This window comes from Pseudidiomarina planktonica (assembly GCF_900177775.1).
Taxonomy (GTDB): domain Bacteria; phylum Pseudomonadota; class Gammaproteobacteria; order Enterobacterales; family Alteromonadaceae; genus Pseudidiomarina; species Pseudidiomarina planktonica.
Window position 1 is genome coordinate 80,707 of the sequence record NZ_FXWH01000002.1, and the last position, 21,202, is coordinate 101,908.

General features: G+C 51.3%; 23 protein-coding genes. 15 read left to right on the plus strand and 8 right to left on the minus strand.

What is annotated here, in order from left to right; all coding sequences use genetic code 11:
• The first annotated feature begins 2 nt into the window (after window positions 1-2).
• From CCE91_RS09120 to hslU, 3 genes are all read left to right on the plus strand, one after another.
• Entirely contained in the window at window positions 3-608 is a 606-nt protein-coding gene (locus CCE91_RS09120) for an SPOR domain-containing protein (RefSeq protein ID WP_086434974.1), read from the plus strand.
• Window positions 609-721: 113 nt separating this feature from the next.
• Window positions 722-1,261 carry an ATP-dependent protease subunit HslV gene (hslV, locus tag CCE91_RS09125; protein WP_086434975.1) on the plus strand — a complete coding sequence of 180 codons (540 nt, stop codon included), beginning with the start codon at window positions 722-724 and terminating at the stop codon, window positions 1,259-1,261.
• Window positions 1,254-2,594 carry an HslU--HslV peptidase ATPase subunit gene (gene hslU, locus CCE91_RS09130; RefSeq protein WP_086434976.1) on the plus strand — a complete coding sequence of 447 codons (1,341 nt, stop codon included), beginning with the start codon at window positions 1,254-1,256 and terminating at the stop codon, window positions 2,592-2,594. The genes hslV and hslU overlap by 8 nt, the downstream gene beginning before the upstream one ends.
• Before the next feature lie 10 nt (window positions 2,595-2,604).
• On the opposite strand, the gene CCE91_RS09135 is transcribed toward hslU, so the two are convergent.
• On the minus strand, window positions 2,605-4,644 hold the full coding sequence (locus tag CCE91_RS09135) for a putative bifunctional diguanylate cyclase/phosphodiesterase (protein WP_086434977.1): 2,040 nt from the start codon (window positions 4,642-4,644) through the stop codon (window positions 2,605-2,607).
• Window positions 4,645-4,865: 221 nt separating this feature from the next.
• Between CCE91_RS09135 and rraA the strand changes: the two genes are divergently transcribed.
• Both rraA and CCE91_RS09145 read left to right on the plus strand, forming a co-directional pair.
• Entirely contained in the window at window positions 4,866-5,351 is a 486-nt protein-coding gene (gene rraA / locus CCE91_RS09140; protein WP_086434978.1) for a ribonuclease E activity regulator RraA, read from the plus strand.
• 5 nt (window positions 5,352-5,356) lie between these two features.
• A complete protein-coding gene (locus CCE91_RS09145) occupies window positions 5,357-6,418 on the plus strand; it encodes an arginase family protein (protein WP_086434979.1) in 1,062 nt (353 codons plus the stop codon).
• Here the strand turns inward: CCE91_RS09145 and hutI are convergent.
• On the minus strand, window positions 6,400-7,563 hold the full coding sequence (hutI, locus tag CCE91_RS09150; RefSeq protein WP_234996319.1) for an imidazolonepropionase: 1,164 nt from the start codon (window positions 7,561-7,563) through the stop codon (window positions 6,400-6,402). The two genes, CCE91_RS09145 and hutI, sit on opposite strands and share 19 nt — an antisense overlap.
• 164 nt (window positions 7,564-7,727) lie before the next feature.
• Between hutI and hutC the strand changes: the two genes are divergently transcribed.
• The 3 genes from hutC to hutH are packed head-to-tail and all read left to right on the plus strand — an operon-like array spanning window position 7,728 to window position 11,695.
• Complete coding sequence (gene hutC, locus CCE91_RS09155) at window positions 7,728-8,438, plus strand: histidine utilization repressor (protein WP_086434981.1); 711 nt, start codon at window positions 7,728-7,730, stop codon at window positions 8,436-8,438.
• A 39-nt stretch (window positions 8,439-8,477) separates the two neighbouring features.
• The gene (gene hutU / locus CCE91_RS09160; protein ID WP_086434982.1) at window positions 8,478-10,169 is read left to right on the plus strand and encodes a urocanate hydratase; all 1,692 of its coding nucleotides are present in this window, start codon (window positions 8,478-8,480) and stop codon (window positions 10,167-10,169) included.
• On the plus strand, window positions 10,166-11,695 hold the full coding sequence (gene hutH / locus CCE91_RS09165; RefSeq protein ID WP_086434983.1) for a histidine ammonia-lyase: 1,530 nt from the start codon (window positions 10,166-10,168) through the stop codon (window positions 11,693-11,695). The genes hutU and hutH overlap by 4 nt, the downstream gene beginning before the upstream one ends.
• A 40-nt stretch (window positions 11,696-11,735) precedes the next feature.
• On the opposite strand, the gene CCE91_RS09170 is transcribed toward hutH, so the two are convergent.
• From CCE91_RS09170 to CCE91_RS09190, 5 genes are all read right to left on the minus strand, one after another.
• Window positions 11,736-11,990, minus strand: coding sequence for a TraR/DksA family transcriptional regulator (locus CCE91_RS09170; RefSeq protein WP_086434984.1), 255 nt, complete (start codon window positions 11,988-11,990; stop codon window positions 11,736-11,738).
• Between the two features lie 13 nt (window positions 11,991-12,003).
• Entirely contained in the window at window positions 12,004-12,912 is a 909-nt protein-coding gene (locus tag CCE91_RS09175; protein WP_086434985.1) for a bifunctional GNAT family N-acetyltransferase/hotdog fold thioesterase, read from the minus strand.
• An 85-nt stretch (window positions 12,913-12,997) separates the two neighbouring features.
• Window positions 12,998-13,435, minus strand: coding sequence for a D-aminoacyl-tRNA deacylase (gene dtd, locus CCE91_RS09180; protein ID WP_086434986.1), 438 nt, complete (start codon window positions 13,433-13,435; stop codon window positions 12,998-13,000).
• 11 nt (window positions 13,436-13,446) lie between these two features.
• Window positions 13,447-14,427 (minus strand): prolyl aminopeptidase, encoded by a 981-nt coding sequence (pip, locus tag CCE91_RS09185; RefSeq protein ID WP_086434987.1) that lies wholly within the window; start codon window positions 14,425-14,427, stop codon window positions 13,447-13,449.
• Window positions 14,384-15,250, minus strand: a complete 867-nt coding sequence (locus CCE91_RS09190; RefSeq protein WP_086434988.1) for a virulence factor BrkB family protein — start codon at window positions 15,248-15,250, stop codon at window positions 14,384-14,386. Before CCE91_RS09190 ends, pip begins: the two co-directional genes overlap by 44 nt.
• Before the next feature lie 190 nt (window positions 15,251-15,440).
• On the opposite strand from CCE91_RS09190, the gene CCE91_RS09195 reads away from it, so the two are divergent.
• The 4 genes from CCE91_RS09195 to CCE91_RS09210 all read left to right on the plus strand — a co-directional run bounded on the left by CCE91_RS09195 (window position 15,441) and on the right by CCE91_RS09210 (window position 17,501).
• A complete protein-coding gene (locus CCE91_RS09195; RefSeq protein ID WP_086434989.1) occupies window positions 15,441-16,154 on the plus strand; it encodes an SDR family NAD(P)-dependent oxidoreductase in 714 nt (237 codons plus the stop codon).
• 66 nt (window positions 16,155-16,220) lie between these two features.
• Window positions 16,221-16,436 (plus strand): YqaE/Pmp3 family membrane protein, encoded by a 216-nt coding sequence (locus CCE91_RS09200; protein WP_086434990.1) that lies wholly within the window; start codon window positions 16,221-16,223, stop codon window positions 16,434-16,436.
• A gap of 46 nt (window positions 16,437-16,482) precedes the next feature.
• Window positions 16,483-16,995, plus strand: a complete 513-nt coding sequence (locus CCE91_RS09205; RefSeq protein ID WP_086434991.1) for an NADPH-dependent FMN reductase — start codon at window positions 16,483-16,485, stop codon at window positions 16,993-16,995.
• 2 nt (window positions 16,996-16,997) lie between these two features.
• Window positions 16,998-17,501: an MgtC/SapB family protein gene (locus tag CCE91_RS09210; protein WP_086434992.1), complete on the plus strand. Its 504-nt coding sequence runs from the start codon at window positions 16,998-17,000 to the stop codon at window positions 17,499-17,501.
• A 6-nt stretch (window positions 17,502-17,507) separates the two neighbouring features.
• On the opposite strand, the gene CCE91_RS09215 is transcribed toward CCE91_RS09210, so the two are convergent.
• The gene (locus tag CCE91_RS09215; protein ID WP_086434993.1) at window positions 17,508-18,128 is read right to left on the minus strand and encodes a TetR family transcriptional regulator; all 621 of its coding nucleotides are present in this window, start codon (window positions 18,126-18,128) and stop codon (window positions 17,508-17,510) included.
• Window positions 18,129-18,406: 278 nt separating this feature from the next.
• Between CCE91_RS09215 and CCE91_RS09220 the strand changes: the two genes are divergently transcribed.
• The 3 genes from CCE91_RS09220 (at window position 18,407) to CCE91_RS09230 (ending at window position 21,195) form a co-directional block, all read left to right on the plus strand.
• Window positions 18,407-18,685 carry a DUF3081 family protein gene (locus CCE91_RS09220; protein WP_086434994.1) on the plus strand — a complete coding sequence of 93 codons (279 nt, stop codon included), beginning with the start codon at window positions 18,407-18,409 and terminating at the stop codon, window positions 18,683-18,685.
• 23 nt (window positions 18,686-18,708) lie between these two features.
• Entirely contained in the window at window positions 18,709-19,368 is a 660-nt protein-coding gene (trhA, locus tag CCE91_RS09225; protein ID WP_086434995.1) for a PAQR family membrane homeostasis protein TrhA, read from the plus strand.
• Between the two features lie 78 nt (window positions 19,369-19,446).
• Entirely contained in the window at window positions 19,447-21,195 is a 1,749-nt protein-coding gene (locus CCE91_RS09230; protein ID WP_086434996.1) for a sensor domain-containing diguanylate cyclase, read from the plus strand.
• Window positions 21,196-21,202: the final 7 nt, after the last annotated feature.

Genomic DNA, 21,202 nt, shown 5'->3' on the forward strand with positions numbered 1-21,202 from the left:
GCATGGATTATGCAAATCGCGGCCGTCCGCCGCGGAAGAAAAAACCTTCAGGCACTGCCAAAGGCAAAGCCAGAAACACCAAGCGTGGCGCGGCCAGCAAATCGGTGGCTGCGCGTCCGGTGCCCTGGCTGATTGTTATTCTGGCATTAGTGCTGGTGGGTTTATTCACCTGGTTTTTGGTGAGCATTAATGGCAAGTCAGAAGAAAGCGAAAAGACGTTGCCAAATTTAACGAAACAGCCGGTAACCGACGCTGACAAATTGCCGACCAAGCCGGAAGAGCGCTGGCAGTACATTGAAGAACTTGAAAACAAAGAAGTGTATGTAGACGTACCTGAGCGTGAGTTGGGGCCACCCAAACTGATGCAGTGCGGCTCCTTCCGTAGTCTGGACGATGCCCAGGCACTGCGGGCGCGCATGGCTATGGTGGGCTTAGAAGCTATTGTTCGTGCTTCTGAAGGTACTACCGAAGCCAACCGAGGCACCTGGCACCGGGTAATCTTAGGTCCGTACGAAACTAAACGTGACGCTGAACGTGACCGCCACAAGCTGCAACGCGCGCAAATTTTCGGCTGCCAAATCTGGAACTGGAATCTAGGCGAATTGTAAACAGCCGTGTCCTGCTATTGAAAAATCCGTTTCTGCCCTCATAACTGCTGTCATACCCCATGTATGACAGCGCACTTTTAGGTGCGTGTGTCGGTAAGAAAAGGAAGATATTCATGACCACAATTGTATCAGTGCGCCGCGGCGACAAAGTTGTCATTGGTGGCGACGGGCAAGTGTCGCTTGGCAATACTGTAATGAAAGGCAATGCCAAAAAAGTACGTCGCTTGTACAACGGCCAGGTGCTGGCAGGTTTTGCCGGCGGCACTGCCGACGCTTTCACCCTATTCGAACGCTTCGAAAGCAAACTGGAGCAATACCAGGGTAATTTAATGCGCGCGGCGGTTGAACTCGCCAAAGACTGGCGCACCGACCGCGCCCTGCGACGTCTGGAAGCCTTACTGGCGGTAGCCGACAAAGAAACCTCGTTGATTATTACGGGTAACGGCGACGTGGTGCAGCCCGAGCGCGACCTTATTGCCATTGGCTCTGGCGGGCCTTATGCGCAAGCCGCCGCCACTGCCCTACTGGACAGTACCGAGTTAAGTGCCCGCGAAATCGTGGAAAAGGCACTCACTATTGCTGGTGATATTTGTGTGTATACCAACGGCAATCAAACAATTGAAGAACAAGATTCGGAGTCAAAAAATGTCTGACATGACCCCCCGCGAAATTGTAGATGAATTAAACCGCCATATTATTGGCCAGGACAAAGCCAAACGTGCGGTTGCTGTAGCACTGCGTAATCGCTGGCGGCGCATGCAGTTGGGTGACGAACTGCGTCAGGAAGTTACCCCTAAGAACATCTTAATGATAGGCCCAACCGGTGTTGGTAAAACCGAAATTGCCCGGCGTCTGGCAAAGCTGGCGAATGCGCCTTTCATTAAAGTAGAAGCCACGAAGTTCACCGAGGTTGGCTATGTTGGTAAAGAAATTGAGTCGATCATCCGTGATTTAACCGATACGGCGATTAAGCAAACGCGTGAAAGCATGATGCAAAAAGTGCGTCATCGCGCCGAAGATGCAGCCGAAGAACGTATCCTGGATGCCCTGTTACCACCGGCAAAAACTGGCTGGGGCGCAGAAGACGGCGAGAGCAAAAGTAACGAGCAAAGCCATAGCCGCCAAATGTTCCGCAAAAAGCTGCGCGAAGGTCAGCTGGACGACAAAGAAATTGAAATTGATTTAGCCATGCAGCAAATGGGTGTGGAGATCATGGCGCCGCCGGGCATGGAAGAAATGACCTCGCAGTTGCAGTCTATGTTCCAGAATATGGGCAGTGGTAAAAGCAAACCGCGTAAGCTTAAAATTAAAGACGCCTACAAGCAGTTAGTGGAAGAAGAAGCCGCCAAACTGCTGAACCCGGATGACGTAAAAGAAGCGGCGCTGCATGCCGTGGAACAAAACGGCATCGTGTTCTTAGACGAAGTAGATAAAATTTGTAAGCGTGGTGACGTGAGCGGACCGGATGTGTCGCGCGAAGGTGTGCAGCGTGATTTACTGCCATTGGTGGAAGGTACCACGGTATCAACCAAGCATGGCATGGTAAAAACCGACCACATTCTGTTTATTGCCTCAGGTGCGTTCCAAATGGCCAAGCCATCGGACTTAATTCCTGAGTTGCAGGGGCGTTTGCCAATTCGGGTGGAACTGGATGCCTTAACCAGCAACGACTTTGTGCGTATTCTGACTGAGCCGAATGCTTCGCTAACTACCCAGTACAAAGCGCTTATGGCCACCGAAGGTGTGACCGTTGAGTTTACCGAAGACGGTATTGAGCGGATTGCTGAAACCGCGTTTCATGTGAATGAAACCACCGAGAATATTGGCGCTCGGCGCCTGCACACGGTGTTGGAGCGGTTAATGGATGAAGTGAGCTTCACCGCTAGTGATTTGCAAGGCGACACTATTAAAGTGGATGCCGCCTATGTTGATAAGTACTTAGGTGAACTGGCGCAAAACGAAGACTTAAGCCGCTTCATTCTGTAACACCAGTAGCTTACTGGCTGACCGCTGCTTGCGTTTGAATGCGCGCAAGCATGTCAGCCGCATGGGCTTCCGCTACCGGCGGTGAGTAGTAGTAACCCTGAATCACATCACAACCAAGTTCTTTCAGCAGTTGATGCTGGTGCTCTTTTTCAACACCTTCAGCAACCACACGTTTACCTAAGCCATGCGAAAGTCGAATTAAGGCTTTTACAATAGTGGCATCGGCATCGCTTTCCTGCAGCTCAGCAATAAAGCTACGGTCAATTTTAATACGATCAATTGGTAAGCGGCGTAAGTAGGCGAGCGAGGAGTAGCCGGTGCCGAAGTCGTCAATTGCTACCTTCAAACCCATGCCCTGCAACTGACTAATCACGTTCATGCCGGTTTTAATATCCGACATAGCCACGTTCTCGGTAATTTCCAGCTCGAGCAAATCGGCGCTTAAGTTGTGCTTTTTCAGTAAGTCTTTCAGCTTTTGAGTTAGCTGTGGCTGCTGGAAATGCTTGGCGGAAATATTTACCGCTAATGGCACCAGGGTATCGAACTGCCCCTGCCAGCGCTTGATCAACTGCGCGGCGTGTTCCAGTACCCAGTCGTCCAGCTCACTGGCCATGCCTAGCTGTTCAATAAACGGCAGAAACTCGCCTGGCCCAATTAAGCCACGGGTAGGGTGTTGCCAACGGATCAAGGCTTCAAACCCACACAGCTCGCCGGTTCTCGCTTCTTCAAACGGCTGTAAATACAGTAAAAACTCGTCTTCTTTCAACGCACGTTTTAAGTCCGGTTCTAAATCCACCAACCGGGTGTAGGGCTCATCCATACCGCGCTCGTAGAAAATAACTGAGTCGTTGTCTATTAACTTGGCGTTGGCCAGCGCTATGGTGGCTTTATTAATCAGCAGTTCAGCGCGGGTGCCGTGTTGCGGGAATCTGGAAATGCCAAGGGCACAGCTGATATTGATGCTGCGACCGTCAATTTGCATGGTTTTTTGTAGTCGCCCGAGTAACTCTTCGGCTAAATCCAGAATAAAACTCCGGCGCTTTAAATGATCAAACATCACGGCGAACACGTCACCGCTAATACGGGCTACCGCAAGTGGCTGAGGCTGAAAGTTTGTCAGCCGCTCGGCTAGTTCAACCAGAACCCTGTCGCCGCCGCGAATGCCCAGCATGTCGTTAATGGCTTTAAAGCGGTTAATACCCACCAGCATAACGGTCAAATGGCGACCGTTGCCGCGGCAGTAATCAATAAATACCGGAATCTTGTTTACCAGTTGTTCGCGGTTCTCCACGCCGGTTAGCGCGTCGTGCGTATTCAGGTATTCCGCCCGTTGAATGGCCATCACGGTGTTATTACGCTCAGATTCCAGCAGCCAAATGATAACCCCCAGTGCTGCCAGCATTAAGAAGGTCAGGTTCAATAGGGCTTTTATCGCTAAAACCAGCGACAGATCAATGTTAAATACCGTGGTTAGAATCAAAAAGGTAACAGTTAAATTTTTGACCCCAATTAAAAAGAAGGCGGTTGCGATAAGCCGCGGGCCTACCGCTGCCGGCGCTGAACGAATAATCAACGCGCTCAGAATGACGACAGCCAGGCCGGTTACCGAAAACTTGGCGGCCAGGCCGATTGACGATTCCAGGTGGGCAAGTTCAGGTACCAGCGAAAATGCAGCCACTGAGACTAAACCAGCAGTAATGGCGCCGTAATAAATCAAACGTCGAACTGCCGTAATAGGTAACTCGCCGCGGGTAATGTGAAATACCCCAATGGCCAGAAACACAATAGCCAGATACTGAGATGCTAACGACACCGCCAGCAGTGAGTCGATAATTAACGAATAGTCGGGTAGCAATGAGGGGCTTGCCTGCATGGCAATAAAGCGCGTTACTTCACTTAAGCCAAATACCGCCGAGGCAAACGACCAGTAGCGCAGATAATGGCGCTGATAGGCAGAAAAATAGTGCCGAAGTAACAGGGCGAAGGCAAACAGCAGCATACCCTGAGTAAAGTGGGTGTAGCCTTCTATGGTCTGGCTAATCAGAAACATCGCGACAACTCTTATTATTGTGGTTGTTTTTAGGAGCTACGGACGAGTTTTCAGAACTCTGTTTAATACTCTTACACGATTAAACGTGTTTTCAGAAAAATGTGCAAGTGATAGCTCTGGCTTATACTTTTGTGTGCTGGAATAACCAGCTATACTGAAGCATCTCAACAGCGCAGAAAACTTAACAACAAGTTAAGCATGAACCTAGGCAGGAACCCAACATGGAATACAATACATCCGAACTTTGTGATTTATATCCAGACATGATCGATGTGGTAGAACCCATGTTCATTCATTACGGTGGTCGTGATTCGTTTGGTGGCCAATTGGTGGTTATTAAATGTTTTGAAGACAAAGGCCTGATTGAAGAGGTGGTGCAACAGCCGGGTGCCGGTAAAGTGCTGCTGATTGACGGTGGCGGTTCGCTGCGTCGCGCTCTGATTGACATTAACATTGCCGAAACGGCGCTGGACAACGACTGGGAAGGTATTGTTTGTTTTGGTGCGGTGCGCGATGTTGATGCTCTGGACGAACTTGAAATGGGTATTCTGGCGGTTGGCGCTATGCCGGTAGGCGCGCCAAGTGAAGGCATCGGCGAAAGCGATATCGCGGTGAACTTCGGTGGCGTTACCTTCCTGCCTGAAGACCACATTTATACTGACAGCACCGGCATTATTATTGCCGCCGAACCGCTGGATATTGAATAAGTAGTATGGCATTTGAGCATTTACAACTGGTTGATCCCAGCCATTACGTAAAACCACGCCAGCATGAAACGCGTGTGGGGCAGGCGGTGGCTTTGTTATCTGAAGTGGTGAATGAATCCACGGACGGTTATTCCGAGGCTTTGTCCGAGGCGTATAAAAACGGGCAGCGGGTGGCCGTAGTGGGCGTTCCGGAAAGTATAGGGCCACGTGCCAACCTTGGCCGCAGCGGTGCCGAAGGCGCCTGGGAAGCTTTTCTAAACAGCTTTTTAAACTTGCAAGCCACCCCGCATTTACCGGTGCAGGAATTGCTGCTGGTTGGCGCGGTGAGTTGTGAGCCGCTGCAGCAGCAGGGCGCCGGGCTAGATCCGCAAGATGCCGGTGAACTGGCGCGGTTACGTGAGTTGTGTGGTGAGCTGGACCAGCAAGTTATGCGCGTATTACGGCCTTTGTTTCAGGCCGGCTTTGAAGTGATTCTGGTGGGCGGCGGGCATAACAATGCGTATCCGCTGTTGCGCAGTCTGGCTGACGTAACTGAAGTGGGCTGTGGCGCGGTGAATCTGGATCCGCATGCCGACTTTCGCCTGCGCGAAGGGCGCCACAGTGGGAATGGCTTTAGCTATGCCTACGTAGACGGTGCGCTGGAGTATTACCATGTGGTTGGCCTGCATGAAGGCAAAAACAACGCCACCAGCTTAAAGCAAATGCGTGATGCCGGTTTCCGCTATCACAGCATTCACCGGTTATACGATATGTTCTTTACCGATGCGATGCAGGATGTAACAGCCAAGGCAGCGTCCTGGTTATGTCCGCTGGGTATTGAAGTAGACATAGACGCACTGTCGCAGGTGCCAGCCAGCGCGTTTAACTACACCGGCTTAACCGTGGCGCAAGGCTATCGCTTTGTGTCGCAACTGGCGGAAATTGAAACCGCCCGTTATGTGCACCTGGCCGAGGCGGCACCCGCACTGCACCCAAGCGGCAAAGCGGCGGGTGAATTGCAGGTCGGCCAGTTACTCAGTGAGTTAGCACTTGCTTACCTGCATGGGCGTCAGCGGCGCAATCCTTGAAACCACACTTGCTGTAGCGGGTTCACGCCAAACTGGTAGCTGAGCTCGGCGGCATCTTGCACATTCCACAGCGCTAAGTCGGCGCGTTTACCTTCGGCAATAATACCCCGGTCGGTTAAGCCAAGCGCTTGCGCCGCATTACAGGTAACGCCGCGTAAGCATTCTTCCGGCGTCATGCGGAAAAAGGTGGCGGCCATTTGTAGCATCAACTGTAAATTATGAATGGGTGCTGAACCCGGATTGGCGTCGGTGGCAATGGCAATAGGTACGCCATAATCGCGCAGTAAGCTAATAGGTGGCAGCTTAGTTTCGCGCAAAAAGTAAAAGGCGCCTGGCAATAACACGGCCACAGTGCCGGCCTCGCGCATCGCCTGCACGCCCGCTTCGTCTAAGTGCTCCAAATGGTCCGAAGAAAGCGCCTGATATTTGGCCGCCAGTGCACTGCCGTTTTGATTGCTCAGTTGCTCAGCGTGCAACTTAATAGGCAGCTTATGCTGTTTGGCTGCTTGAAACACACGCTCGGTTTGCGCCGGACTAAAGCCAATATTTTCACAGAAGGCATCTACCGCATCCACCAGCCCGGCTGCGGCCAGCTTGGGCAAAATCTCTTTCACCACTACATCAATATAGGCATCTGGCTGGCCCTTAAATTCCGGCGGTACCGCATGGGCAGCCAGCAAGGTGGTTTGCACCGCCAGCGGTAATACTTCCTGCAGTTGTCGCGCCACCGTTAATTGCTTTCGCTCGTTGGCTAAATCAAGGCCATAGCCGGACTTGATTTCAACCGTGGTAACACCGCTGGCCATCAAGGCTTCGGCACGGCTTTTGGCCAACCGTAGCAGCTCACTTTCTGACGCTTCGCGGGTGGCTTTTACGGTGGCAGCAATACCACCACCTTGTTCAGCAATTTCCTGATAGCTGGCGCCGTGCAAACGCGCCGCAAATTCATTCGCACGCGAACCCGCCCACACTAAATGGGTATGGCAATCAATCAGCCCCGGAGTTAACAAGCCACCCTTGCCGTCAATTACCTGCATGTCTGCGCTAGGAGCCGGCGCATCCTGACTTGTACCCACATAGGCAATAGTGTCGCCGTGAATATCCACCACCGCATTTTCAATAAGCCCGTAGCCGTTGCCCTGCATGGTTGCCAAAGTAATGTTCTCGATACGCTGACTGCTGGATGCTGCTTGCAAAGTAACCTCTCGCTGACTATTTATTTTGAATTTGCATGTATTGTATATACAACCAAGGTGGCGTAAACTTTAGCACAGCTGGTGGCTAAAATCACAGTTCTGGAGTGTTCAGCATGGCAAAATTTTCTTCAATTAAACAGCATCTGTATCGCAAAATCGCATCCGGCGAATGGCCGGAAAATCATCCGGTGAGCTCTGAAAACGCGCTGGCTCAGCAGTTTCAGGTAAGTCGCATGACCGCACGGCGGGCGTTGCAGGACCTGGCCGATGAAGGCCTGGTGGTTCGCACCCAGGGCTCCGGCACCTATGTGGCGCAAATAAAGTCGCAAACCAGCTTTATGGCTATTCGCAATATTGCTGATGAAATTCGCTCTCGCGGGCACAACTACCACGCCAAAGTACAGGTATTACGGCAGGAAAAGGTAGTAGACCAAATTGCCGAGTTGCTGAACCTGACGGTGGGCGAAAAAGTACTGCATTCGGTTATCACCCACTTTGAAAACGACCTTGCCGTGCAGGTTGAAGAACGTTTTGTGAACCCACAATTGGTGCCGGACTATTTGCGCCAGGACTACACCCAAATGACTCCGCATGAGTACTTGTGCGAAGTAACTCCACTCACCGAAGCCAGCCACGAAATAGAAGCTATTTCACCACGACCACAGGTGTGCCAGTGGTTGGATTTGGATCGCCCGGAACCTTGCCTGCGCATTATTCGTCGCACCTGGTGTGCCGATGGCGTGGTTACCTACGCGGTGTTAACCCACCCGGGTTCGCGCTTCCGTTTAGGCGGTCACCTGAGTTTCCAGTCAGCGCGCGCTTAAGCCGCTGCACGTTGTAAGAATTAAAAGTAAGGAAGTAGTATGCCTAACAAAGTAACCGGCTCACGCCTGGACACGACCCGCTCCATTAAAGCGGCACATGGTAGCGAACTGACTACCTGCAACTGGCAGGTAGAAGCTGCCAAACGTATGCTCATGAACAACCTTGATGCGGAAGTTGCCGAGCACCCGCATGCGCTGGTGGTTTATGGCGGCATTGGCCGCGCCGCTCGTAACTGGGAATGCTACGACAAAATTATTGAAGTGTTAAACCGGCTGAAGCCAACTGAATCATTGCTGATTCAGTCGGGCAAACCTGTGGGCGTGTTCCCTACCCATGAAGATGCACCGCGTGTGTTAATTGCTAACTCTAATCTGGTTCCTAAATGGGCGAACTGGGAGCATTTTAACGAGCTCGATAAAGCCGGTTTAATGATGTACGGCCAAATGACCGCCGGCTCCTGGATTTACATTGGCTCGCAGGGCATTGTGCAGGGCACCTACGAAACCTTCGGCGCGGTTGCACGTAAGCATTTTAACGGCGAAAGCAAAGGTAAGTGGGTACTTACTGGCGGCTTAGGCGGTATGGGTGGCGCGCAACCACTGGCAGCCACTATGGCTGGCTTTTGTATGCTGGCGGTAGAAGTGGACGAGTCACGCATAGATTTCCGGTTACGTACTGGCTACGTAGACCACAAAGCGACCAACTTAGACGAAGCGCTAAAACTTATTAACGACGCCTGTGCCAAAGGCGACGCTATTTCAGTTGGCCTGCTGGGTAATGCCGCCGACGTTTACGCCGAACTTGAACGTCGCAACATTATGGCCGACGTGGTAACCGACCAAACCTCTGCGCACGATCCTCTGCATGGCTATGTGCCGCAGGGCTGGACGCTGGAAGACTATAAAGCAGGTCAGGAAAACGACCCGCAAGGTACCGTTATTGCCGCTAAAGAAGCAATGGCTGTGCAGGTTCGCGCGATGCTGGCCATGCAAAAAGCCGGTGCTGCGGTACTGGATTACGGCAACAACATTCGCCAAATGGCGCAGGACATGGGCGTTGAAAACGCCTTTGATTTCCCAGGCTTTGTACCTGCCTATGTTCGCCCGCTGTTCTGTGAAGGCATAGGGCCGTTCCGTTGGGTGGCGCTGTCTGGCGATCCGGAAGACATTTACAAAACCGACGCCAAAGTTAAAGAACTGATTCCTGACAACGACCATCTGCATAACTGGCTGGACATGGCGCGTGAGCGCATTTCATTCCAGGGGCTGCCAGCACGTATTTGCTGGATTGGTTTAAAAGACCGTCAACGCATTGCGCTGGCATTCAATGAAATGGTTAAAAATGGCGAGTTGAAAGCGCCAGTTGTGATTGGTCGTGACCACTTAGATTCCGGCTCAGTGGCCAGCCCGAACCGTGAAACTGAAGGCATGTTAGATGGCTCTGACGCGGTATCCGACTGGCCGTTACTGAACGCCTTGTTAAATACTGCCGGTGGCGCCACCTGGGTTAGTTTGCACCATGGTGGTGGCGTGGGCATGGGGTATTCCCAGCATGCCGGCGTAGTGATTGTTGCCGATGGCACAGACGCTGCAGCCAAGCGCTTAGAGCGGGTATTGTGGAACGATCCGGGCACTGGCGTAATGCGCCATGCCGACGCTGGTTATGAACTGGCACAAGACTGCGCGCGCCAACAACAACTTGATTTACCAATGCTGGAGGGCAAGTCATGAGCGAAGTGTTTATGTTACAACCTGGCGAACTAAGCCTGGCCGATCTGCGCCATTTACACCAGCAGCAACCGCAACTGGAGCTGAACCCACAAGCTTATGGCGCCATTGGTAAAAGTGCTCAAACTGTGGCCGACGTATTGTCTGCAGGCCGCGTTGTGTACGGTATTAATACCGGCTTTGGCTTGCTGGCAAATACCCGCATTCCAAAAGACAAGCTACAAGACCTGCAGCGCCGCATTGTGTTGTCACATGCCGCCGGTACCGGTGAGCTGATGTCTGACAGCGTTGTGCGCTTAATGCTGACGTTAAAGATTAACTCACTGGCTCGCGGTTACTCCGGTGTTCGCGCCGAAGTTATAGATGCACTGCTGGCGCTGCTAAACAGCGGTGTTTACCCCTGTGTGCCAAGCAAAGGCTCAGTTGGCGCCTCGGGCGATTTAGCGCCACTGGCCCATTTAGTGGTGCCACTTCTGGGTGAAGGCGAAGTTCGCTATCAGGGCAAGCTAATAAGCGCGGTGGAAGGCTTAAAGCACGCCGGCTTGGAACCGCTGGTATTGGCACCGAAAGAAGGCCTGGCCTTACTGAACGGCACCCAGGCATCCACTGCATTGGCGCTGCACGGGCTGTTTGCCATTGAACGCGTGTACGACGCGGCCTTGTTAACGGGTGCTATGTCAGTAGAAGCTGCCATGGGTTCGCGCTCACCATTTGATGAACGCATTCATGCGGTACGTGGCCAGCCGGGGCAAATCGATTTTGCTGCCGCTATGCGCAGCGTGCTTACCCACACGTCAGGTATTGCCGAAGCTCATGCCGAGTGCGAAAAAGTACAAGACCCGTACTCATTACGCTGCCAACCGCAGGTTATGGGCGCGGTATTGGATCAAATTCGCCATGCGGCTGGTATTTTGCAGCGCGAAGCCAACGGTGTAACTGATAATCCACTGGTATTTGCCGATTCGGGCGATATTCTGTCCGGCGGTAACTTCCATGCCGAACCTGTGGCTATGGCCGCCGATATTCTGGCTATTGCCGCCAGTGAAATTGGCGCTATTTCGGAGCGTCGCTCAGCCTTGCTGATTGATCACCACTTAAGCAATTTACCGCCGTTCTTAGTAGACGACGGTGGGGTGAACTCAGGCTTTATGCTGGCGCAGGTAACTGCAGCAGCACTGGCGTCTGAGAACAAATCACTGGCGCATCCAGCCTCGGTAGACAGCATTCCAACCTCGGCGAATCAGGAAGACCATGTTTCTATGGCTACTTTTGCGGCGCGGCGGTTAACCGATATTGCCCAGAATGTTCGGGACATTGTTGCTATTGAACTGCTGGAAGCGGCGCAGGGCTTAGATTACCGCCGGCCGTTAAAAGCCGCTGCCGTGGTTGAGCAAGTGCATGCGTTAGTACGCGAGCAGGTAAGTTATTACGATCAGGATCGGTTCTTCGCCCCGGACATTACTGCGGTGGGAACACTTATTGAGCAAGGGCAAGTTGCGGCACTATTACCGCAGTCATTGTTTGATTAAAACGTTACTAATGTAGCTTAGCGCGATAGCAGCACCGGACTCAGGTGTTGCTATCGTCTTCTTCGTCTTTTAGCGCCTGGCAATCGCTGCACAAGGCTACTTCCGGCTTCATGGACAGTCGTGCGGCAGAAATTTCATCGCCACATTCCACACAATACCCATATTCGCCGTTGGCAATGCGTTCTAACGCAGCCTCCAAGGCTGCCGCTTTTGCCGCTGGTGGGTTTTCAGAGCGCCGGGTTTCCAGCTTGGTACGAATACGCGCCAGTTGTTGCGCGGATAACGAAAGACTCATACTGCACAGTCCCTTACTTGTCGGAAGTTGGTGCTAAAACCACAAATTGCCCGCTAAACTCAGCTACCGGACTATCGTTGTCAAAAACCTGCGCCTTTAACGTAAGGCGCGCATTGCGATTCTTTTTCAGTGGTGAGAAATCACCGGTCATATTTCTTAATTGCGCAGTAGCGCGTGGCTCATGGGTTACCGGCTTATGATAATGAATAGTGCCATCACCTAACACCACACTGCCCGGCAACTGTCGCTCCTGCAATTGTAGATGCAATAACCCCCAGCAGGTCAAGGTGGCTAACGAATAAATACTGCCGGCGAACATAGTGCCATGCACATTGGTGTTGCGTGACAAGGTTGCCCGGGTTTCAAATTCCCGGCCCGTATACTGATGAATACGAATGCCCATAGCTTCTGAAATGGGAATGTCCTGCTGCCAAATTTGTTGCAAGTCGGCGCACCACTCGGGCCGGTAAATAATGCGGTTCGACTCGCTGAATTCTTTGCGTAGCTGATGCTCGGCGGTTGAATTTTTTAAGGTGTCGGCCTCTTCCACTAAGGTATAGCCGCATTTTTGATAAAAGCCCAACGTGTTATCACGGGAATTAATCACTACATGCTTGGCGCCCTCGGCGCGAGCCACCTGCTCTAGCGCGTACACAATACTGACACCATGCCCTTCGCCACGATATTCCGGTGCCGACGCCATAAACCGAATTTGTGCTTCATCGGGGCTATTAAAATGCACCCGACCAATAGCTACGGGTTCGCCGGCTGCATTCACTACCATGCGGTGATGACTCACCTGATCATATTCATCCTGCTCAGAACCCGGTGGACGCTGAAAAGGCTCACGCAGAACTCGCCAGCGCAAATTAAAATAGCGCTTGAGTTCTTCGTCTGAGCTTGGGGTTATCACAGTGAACATAGTATGGGGCAGGCTCCGGGGCACAGGTTTAGGTGCACTACTGTAATGGTGTTTCGCAACCGGCGCAACGTGCGGCCGATTGATTCTAGCTTTGTAAGGTGAAGGTAACCGGGCCGTCATTCACCAGGCTAACCGCCATATCGGCCGCAAATTGACCGGTCTGCACCGCCACACCTTGTTGCTGCAAAGCCTCAACAAAAGCCAAATACAGCGGTTCGGCCTGTTCCGGTGGTGCCGCACTGGAAAAGCTCGGGCGACGCCCTTTAGCAGTGTCTGCGGCCAGGGTAAATTGGGAAACCACCAGAGCGGCGCCGTTAATATCCTGCAGGCTTAAATTCATTTTATCGTCGCTGTCGGCAAAAATTCGGTAACTGGCTACCCGCTTTGCCAAGCGCTCAACATCGTTCTGGGTGTCGGCTTTGGTCACCCCCAGCAAAATTAATAAGCCCTGCTCAATGCTGCTAATTTGTTTGCCAGCCACACTAACGCTGGCTTGTGACACTCGTTGAATAAGTGCAATCATAATTACTGCTATTACCTGTGTTGTTGAAAAACATGGCCGGCGGCAACCAGGCCCCGGGCAATCCCGCTTTCGGTAGTGGAATGGCCGGCGTCCTGCACAATCTTAAGTTGGGCACAGGGCCAGCGGGTGGCCAAATCATAGGCATTATTTAAGCTGCAAACCACGTCATAACGGCCGTGCACAATAATGGCCGGAATGTGCGAAATAGCGTTTAAATGCTCAAGAATAAATCCTTCAGGCAAAAAGAACCCGTGGTGAAAAAAGTGAGTGCCAATGCGAGCAGCATTCATGCCATTGGGGTCGCGCTGAACATGATCGAGCAAGCCGGATTTCGCCGTTAAGGTGGAAATTCTGGCTTCCCATAACGCCCAGGCTGCCGCTGCCTTCAGGCCTTGCGGTGAGGTTGGTTGTTGCAAGGCCTGCCAGGCACTGGCGATAACCTCTTTACTGCTGCGGTGGCTGGCATCAACCCCTAAACTGGCGGTGAATTCCCGGTAAAACTCCGGAAATAAGCGAGCCACTCCAGCATTGCCGTAAAGCCAGTCGCTGTCGTGCTGACGTGCTAAAAACACCCCGCGTAAAATCATTCCTAACACTCGCTGCGGATGAGTAATGGCATACACCAAGGCTAAAGTACTGCCCCAGGAGCCGCCGGAAACATGCCATTGCTCAATACCCAGCTGTTCCCGAATTGCTTCAATGTCGGCCACCAGCGTGTGGGTGTTATTCTCGGCCAGCGTGTCGGTTGCGGTAGATTGACCACATCCGCGTTGGTCAAAACAGATAATGCGCCAGGCGCGCGGGTCGAACATAGCCGCCTGTACGGCATTGGCACCACCACCGGGGCCACCGTGTAACACCACTACTGGCGGGGCATCGGCGCGGCCATACTCGTAAATTTGCAGTACGTGCCCCGCACCAACCTCCAGCTGCCAGCGCTGGCGCGGTTCAGTCAGCGGGTAAATGATCGGTGCCGGGCTCTTCGCGCTCATTAAATTCCTCAATGCTGGCGGTTAGTTCGGCGCCAAGTAGCACTATATTCCAGGACAAGTACATCCACACCAGCAGTATTGGAATAGTGGCCAGGGCGCCGTAAATCGCTTCATAGGAAGGGAAGCGGGTAATGTATTCGGTGAAACCGTATTTGCCTAACTCGAATAATATCGTGGCTAATAAAGCGCCCCAAATGGCGTGTTTAATGCGTACCACACGGTTTGGCATGAGTACGTACAGCAGCAAAAACGCCAGTATCGAGGTAATGTAGGGCACTATGGTCAGAATGGCTGACTGCAGGCCGGAAACATAAGTGTCGGCAAAGGACGCCAGCGACACCACGTAGGAACTAATAGCTAAACCGGACCCCATGAGTAACGGGCCCAGCGTTAACAACATCCAGTAAATGGCAATGGCAATAGGTAACCGGCGGCGCTGATAGTTACGCCAAATACGATTGATGGCGGTGTCTATGGTCATCAGCAGCATAATGGCAACCACCACCAAAAATACCACACCAATGGTGGTCATTTGCGAGGCGTTTCCGGCGAACTCGTTAATGTAGCCGTTAATGGCGTCACTGGAGGTAGGAATTAAATTGGTCACAATTAAGTTTTGAATTTCTTTGCGCATGTCGGCAAACATGGGGAATGCGGCAAAGCCCGAAAACATCACCGCAATTAATGGCACCAGTGCCAGACTGCTCACATAGGTTAGATGACCCGCAGTTACCGAAATCTTATCCTGCGCACAGCGGCGCACAAAGTAACGCAAAAAGCGCCATGAATTGGTTGCGTAAAGCTGAAGTTTGGTTACATCCATTTGCTAATTCCTACCACCGGGTCGGCATACCGACCTCGTCCTTTGCTAATTCTGCTATCAGTATAGTAGTCATTGTAAGTGCTTTGGGCTACCAAGCAAGCGCCACCGTGTTGACCTGTTCCGGATTAATTTTCGTAATGGCAGTTACAGTGGTAACTATTCAACGACGAAATTTACAGGTGAGATCAATATGGCTGTTCTAGTATTCGGCGCCGGTGGCGGCTTAGGTCAGGCATTAGTGCAGGAGTTGTTAACCGCTGGGGTAACCGATCAGGTGATTGCCATTACCAGGCAACCCAAATCTGCTGCAACGTCAGGCGCGGGAATTGAGCACCACCAGGTGGCCGATTACAGTGAAGAGTCGTTGCAGGCAGTACTTAGTGGTATTAAAGAGCCTGTTACTGGCGTGCTTAGCACCGTTGGAGTGCTGCATACCAACGACTATATGCCGGAGAAGCGATTGGCCGAAGTGAATGCCAAGCAGCTGGCCGAGAACTTTGCGGTAAATGCCACCTTGCCATTGTTGTTAATGCAGCAGAGTTTACCCTTAATGGATCGCAAAGCCCCGGGCTTCTGGGTGCAGCTAAGCGCCATGGTGGGCAGCGCAACCAATAACTATCTTGGCGGTTGGTACAGCTACCGGGCCAGTAAAGCCGCGCTGAATATGCTGTTAAAAACCGCCTCCATAGAGCTGCGCCGAACGCATAAGAAGCTCACGGTAGCAGCTATTCATCCGGGCACCACAGACACCCAGCTGTCGGCGCCGTTTCAGGAACGTATTAGCGAGGGCAAGCTTTACACGCCAGCGGAGTCGGCTGAACGCATAGTGCAGGTAATACAAAACTTAAACCCGGATAACAGTGGTAAGCTGTGGCACTGGAACGGTGAAGAATTACCTTATTAGCCCAAGGCTGCTAAGCTAAGTAATTATTAGTATTAGTTTGGTATCAACAGCTTAAGGATTAAAGCCATGCGATATTTGCTTGCCATTTTTTTACCGCCGCTAGCTATTATGACTACCGGCAAAATATTTCAGGCCATACTGAATTTGATTCTGTGTGCTGCCGTGATTCTACTCAGCGTGTTTTCGCTCGGCGGATTGTTCTGGCTGTGGTTGGTTTGCATTATGCACGCCGCCTTTGCTATCGACAGCTATAACCGCGGTAAAAAAACGCCTCTCGCCTAGCTCGCCAATGTTTGCTTTTAAACAACTTTAAGGAGCACAAAACCTTATGAAAGTACTTATCTTAGCTGGTAGTAGCCGCAAAGATTCACTAAACCAAAAACTACAGAAACGCTTAGCGGAAGTGGCGGAAGGCTTGAATATGACCGTGAATTTGTACCCCGCTGAGGCTTTAGACGCCCCTATTTATAACGGTGACTACGAAGAAGCCAATGGCTATCCTGAGTCTATCAAAAGCTTGAACAATGCTATTAGTAACGCCGACAAAGTCGTTATTGTAAGCCCGGAGTACAACAGCTCAGTACCACCACTATTAAAGAATGCCATTGACTGGAGCAGCCGCGAAAACATTGCGGTATGGAAAAGTAAGGTAGTGCTGCTGGCGGCCGCTTCGCCCGGCGCTTTAGGCGGGTTGCGCTCGTTGTCGCATTTGCGCGACATATTAAGTAACTTAAAAGCGTGGATTGCGCCTGAGTTTGGCAGTATAAAGAATGCATCTGCAAAAGAAATCGCAGACACAGATCACGAATTCCTTCAGCACTTTTTGCAACAAGGTGACTAATTATGCAATGGACGGCGTTGTTTCTTATTGAGCCTTATTCCTGGCCGGCTATAGCCACGGCTATTTTATGTGGTGCTATTGTTGGTATTGAACGCCAGTTTCGGGGTAAGCCGGTAGGTATTCGTACGTCGTCACTCATCACCCTGGGCACCTATTTATTTCTGGTGAGCGCCAGTTCGGTGATGACCGAACATGGCGATCCGTCCCGGGTTATTGGCCAGGTTATTACCGGCATCGGCTTTTTAGGTGCAGGCGTCATGTTGGCGCGCGACGGTATTGTGGTGGGGGTTACCTCGGCCGCAACCATTTGGTCGCTGGCAGCACTTGGCGTGGCCATAGGGCTTGGCCACCTTGGGGTGGCCATTAAATTAGCGTTAGTGGTGGTGGGTGTGCTGGTGCTGGTAGACATGCTGGAAAATTACTTCCAGTCGTTAACCCGCGGCGTGCACCGTAAATACAGTGGTTGGCGCAACCGTGGCAAGGGCGAGCATCCGCCCCTGAGTTAGCCGGTATTAAGCTTTGCGAGCCAGTCCGTTCAGGTAGGCCTGAATGGATTGCTCGGCTACCGACAGCAAATCAAAGTAGTCTTTATCTAATAACCAGTTGTACATCAGGCCGTCAATTAGGCTAAATAAACCTACGGTGGCGGCGTGAGGCTTCACTGATTTAGGCAGCTGCTGCTTTTCTATAGCCAGTTCAAACAGCTGCTGTACATCAGTAATACACTCATTACGCCCGGTTAAATGGCGAGTTTTAATGGGTAACACGTCGTCTACGTATTCACATTTATGCAGCAGTATTTCTACTAGCGCGCGCGTGTGCGGATCATCATGGGCATGGCGAATAAACTTCTGTGAACGCAGGGTAATTTGTTCCAGCGGATTATTGGGGCTATTCGCTTGTACCTGGCAGCGCATTTCATCCACAGGTAAACGCACCCGCTCCATCAGCGAGTCAATTAAATCCAGTTTGTTTTTGAAGTGATGGTAAATAGCGCCACGCGTCATATTTGCCGCTTCTGCTACCTGCATCATTGAGGTATTGGTAACACCCTGTTCACTAAACAACTGCTCCGCAGCATCTAATAACGCTGACCGCGTTTCCAGTGCATCGGCCTTAGTTCTTCTTACCACACTAGCTCCGTTTCAAATTGCGCACTAAGCGCGTTATCCTGCTTCATTTGTATACAAGTATACTCAAATTTTTACAAACATGCATGAATGTATGTATAAAAAGTAGTCTAGGCTGTTTATGCGAGAACAGAGATCAGTGGTAATGATTGAAAACTAAGACATTGGCACCCATAACTAATAGTAGAGCATCCGTTTTTGGCCAAACGGGGTAAAACTATACTATGCGACACTAGCGTATATACTGAAAAGAAAGCCGATATCTTAATCAAGGAGCGTTTATGCAAAACCAGATAGATCATCGCTTACTACTAGATGCATACGAGAAGATTCATTTGCACGGTAAAGCAGAGCAAGGCAAACACACGCTTGACGGCATTACCGCCTACACCGACCACGACGGTTACACGGTGTTTTTAGAAGGCCACAACACCAAGCTGACGTTGGAGTTTCATAATAAGTACCATTTAGAGTATGAAGCCTCACGGGATTACGATTTGTTTATGAAAAAAATAGAGCAAATCAGCAAGGGCTACAACGCGCCGGGGCGTGACAAATAACTTTAAAACCAACAGGGAATACCATGACGAAACATGCTGGCTATAGCGTGGCGGAAGAAGTAGCTCATGCAGTTACACACGGGTTAGGGGCAGTACTTAGTGTTGTCGGCTTAGTTGTTATGGTGTCCTGGGCCATGGCTTACGGCAGTGCCGTGCATGTGGTTGCTGCCAGCATTTACGGCGCCAGCTTAATCTTACTTTACACGGCATCGACCTTGTACCACGCCATTCCGGTACCTAAGCTAAAGTATATTTTTCAACAACTTGACCATGCGGCTATTTTTATTCTGATAGCGGGAACCTACACACCTTTTGCGCTAATTAATTTACAGGGGGTATGGGGTTGGTCGTTGCTAGGTGTGGCCTGGGGCATAGCCATTATTGGTGTGGTGCTGGAGCTGGGAATTAAAGAGCGCATCAAGTGGTTGTCGTTAACCCTCTATCTGGGCATGGGCTGGATGGCATTAATTGTGATTAAACCCATGTTGGATACAGTTGACACTGTGGGCTTGATATTACTATTGGCAGGTGGCCTGGCATACAGCTTTGGGGTTATCTTCTATGTGTGGAAATCATTGAAATATCATCACGCTATTTGGCATTTATTCGTTTTAATGGGAAGTATTTTTCATTTCCTGTCGATATTTTACTACGTACTGCCGCACCCGGAGGTGTTGCCGTAATTAAAAAAAACCAACGAAACCTGACACTGGACGTATAAGGTAAAGCATTAGTATTGGTATTGAGTAAAAGGTGTTCCGTTGAATCTAAAATTGCGCTGGTTTGTTACATTTGCTGCCTGGGCGGTCGTGCTTACGACTGTTATCAGCGTACTGCTGACCCAGGTTGCCAGTAACCAGATACGGCAGCAAGCAGGTAACAGCCTGGCCGACGTGGCTTATCAAATGTCCGACAAACTTGAGCGCGGCATGTTTGAGCGCTATCGCGACATTCAGGTGGCCGCCAGTTTAGTGGCAAAGCTGCAATTGGAAAACAACACCGAAGGCATGCAGCGCTTACTGAACCGTCTGCAAACCACCTACAGCGATTATGCCTGGATAGGGCTTACCGATGCCGAGGGCAAGGTCTTGGTGGCTACTCAGGACTTGCTGGAAGGCAACGACGTATCTGACCGACCCTGGTTTCGCAACGCCATTAACGATATCTCTTATGTGGGTGACGTACATCCGGCCTTGTTGCTGGAAGAAGCTCTGGCGGCCGAGCAAGGCGGCGAGCCATTACGCTTTGTTGATATTGCTATTCCGATTCGTAACGCCGAAGGCGACATTACCGGAGTGCTGGGTTCGCATTTGAACTGGCGCTGGGGGCGAGAGCTGGAAAGCTCGGTTATCAATACCATGAAATTGGGCGGTTCGGCCGAGATGATTCTGGTTGGTAATGACAATCAGGTGGTATTGGGCCCGAAGGAGCTAATGGAGCATGAAATAAGCTCGCAAGCGTTGGAAGAACTGAGTTTAAACAACTCCGGTTACTTGATTGAAACCTGGGACAACGGCGTAACCTATGTGGTGGGTTATGCACAGAACCGCGGCTACCGCGACTATGAGGGGCTGGACTGGAAAGTGATTGTGCGCCAACCCCTGCGCGACACTTTTGCGCCAGTTACCGAGTTGCGGAAGAACGCTATTCTGGTGAGCGTGGTAGTAGTTATTCTATTTGCCTTTATAGGTTGGTTTAGCGCCGAGCGTATTAGTAGGCCATTGCTTGAAATTACCGCCGCCGCGCGCGCACTGGGTAATGACCCCCGGGTAAATAAAATTCCTATGCTACGCGACTACCCCGAGGTGAACGACTTGTCGGTGGCTTTGAATACGCTTATTCAACGGGTGGACGACAAACAACGTCAGTTAACTCAGCTAAACGAAGATCTGGATCATAAGGTACGTAGGCGTACGAAAGAAGTGCTGAAAGCCAACGAAGACTTGAAATACGAGATTGCCGAGCGTCGTAAAGCGCAGCTGGAACGTGAAAAGTTGATTCAGGAGCTGGAACGCCAGGCCTCCACCGATGCCTTAACGGGTCTGGCTAACCGCCGTTACTTCTTTGAGCATGGCGACCGTTTGCTGAAACGGGCGAAACGTCAGGACCAGCCCATTAGCATGCTGATGTTCGACTTGGATTACTTTAAAGCCTTCAACGATGAGTTTGGTCACGCCGCCGGTGATGAAGTTCTGGTGGCAGTGGGTAATCTGATTTTAGGCACAGTGCGTGAAACCGACATTGGTGCCCGTACTGGTGGCGAAGAATTTGCGGTGGTGCTGGACTCTACTGATTTGGAAGGCGCCGAGATGCTGGCCAATCGACTACATCGGGGCTTGAACTCACTGAAGTTCGATAGTATTCCCGACGACCGCACGGTAACTATGAGTTTAGGTATTGCCTTGTGGGATCGCGAAGAAAATCTGGAACATTTGCTGAACCGCGCCGACAAAGTCATGTACGAAGCCAAACAAAAAGGCCGTAACCAAACGGTTACGGCCTCTTCCTAAAGCTTTT

Excerpts from the sequence above, each read along its gene's own strand:
- CCE91_RS09120 (WP_086434974.1), top strand. The coding sequence starts at position 3 with ATGGATTATGCAAATCGCGGCCGTCCGCCGCGGAAGAAAAAACCTTCA.
- hslV (WP_086434975.1), top strand. The coding sequence starts at position 722 with ATGACCACAATTGTATCAGTGCGCCGCGGCGACAAAGTTGTCATTGGT.
- hslU (WP_086434976.1), top strand. The coding sequence starts at position 1,254 with ATGTCTGACATGACCCCCCGCGAAATTGTAGATGAATTAAACCGCCAT.
- CCE91_RS09135 (WP_086434977.1), bottom strand. The coding sequence starts at position 4,644 with ATGTTTCTGATTAGCCAGACCATAGAAGGCTACACCCACTTTACTCAG.
- rraA (WP_086434978.1), top strand. The coding sequence starts at position 4,866 with ATGGAATACAATACATCCGAACTTTGTGATTTATATCCAGACATGATC.
- CCE91_RS09145 (WP_086434979.1), top strand. The coding sequence starts at position 5,357 with ATGGCATTTGAGCATTTACAACTGGTTGATCCCAGCCATTACGTAAAA.
- hutI (WP_234996319.1), bottom strand. The coding sequence starts at position 7,563 with ATGCAGGGCAACGGCTACGGGCTTATTGAAAATGCGGTGGTGGATATT.
- hutC (WP_086434981.1), top strand. The coding sequence starts at position 7,728 with ATGGCAAAATTTTCTTCAATTAAACAGCATCTGTATCGCAAAATCGCA.
- hutU (WP_086434982.1), top strand. The coding sequence starts at position 8,478 with ATGCCTAACAAAGTAACCGGCTCACGCCTGGACACGACCCGCTCCATT.
- hutH (WP_086434983.1), top strand. The coding sequence starts at position 10,166 with ATGAGCGAAGTGTTTATGTTACAACCTGGCGAACTAAGCCTGGCCGAT.
- CCE91_RS09170 (WP_086434984.1), bottom strand. The coding sequence starts at position 11,990 with ATGAGTCTTTCGTTATCCGCGCAACAACTGGCGCGTATTCGTACCAAG.
- CCE91_RS09175 (WP_086434985.1), bottom strand. The coding sequence starts at position 12,912 with ATGTTCACTGTGATAACCCCAAGCTCAGACGAAGAACTCAAGCGCTAT.
- dtd (WP_086434986.1), bottom strand. The coding sequence starts at position 13,435 with ATGATTGCACTTATTCAACGAGTGTCACAAGCCAGCGTTAGTGTGGCT.
- pip (WP_086434987.1), bottom strand. The coding sequence starts at position 14,427 with ATGAGCGCGAAGAGCCCGGCACCGATCATTTACCCGCTGACTGAACCG.
- CCE91_RS09190 (WP_086434988.1), bottom strand. The coding sequence starts at position 15,250 with ATGGATGTAACCAAACTTCAGCTTTACGCAACCAATTCATGGCGCTTT.
- CCE91_RS09195 (WP_086434989.1), top strand. The coding sequence starts at position 15,441 with ATGGCTGTTCTAGTATTCGGCGCCGGTGGCGGCTTAGGTCAGGCATTA.
- CCE91_RS09200 (WP_086434990.1), top strand. The coding sequence starts at position 16,221 with ATGCGATATTTGCTTGCCATTTTTTTACCGCCGCTAGCTATTATGACT.
- CCE91_RS09205 (WP_086434991.1), top strand. The coding sequence starts at position 16,483 with ATGAAAGTACTTATCTTAGCTGGTAGTAGCCGCAAAGATTCACTAAAC.
- CCE91_RS09210 (WP_086434992.1), top strand. The coding sequence starts at position 16,998 with ATGCAATGGACGGCGTTGTTTCTTATTGAGCCTTATTCCTGGCCGGCT.
- CCE91_RS09220 (WP_086434994.1), top strand. The coding sequence starts at position 18,407 with ATGCAAAACCAGATAGATCATCGCTTACTACTAGATGCATACGAGAAG.
- trhA (WP_086434995.1), top strand. The coding sequence starts at position 18,709 with ATGACGAAACATGCTGGCTATAGCGTGGCGGAAGAAGTAGCTCATGCA.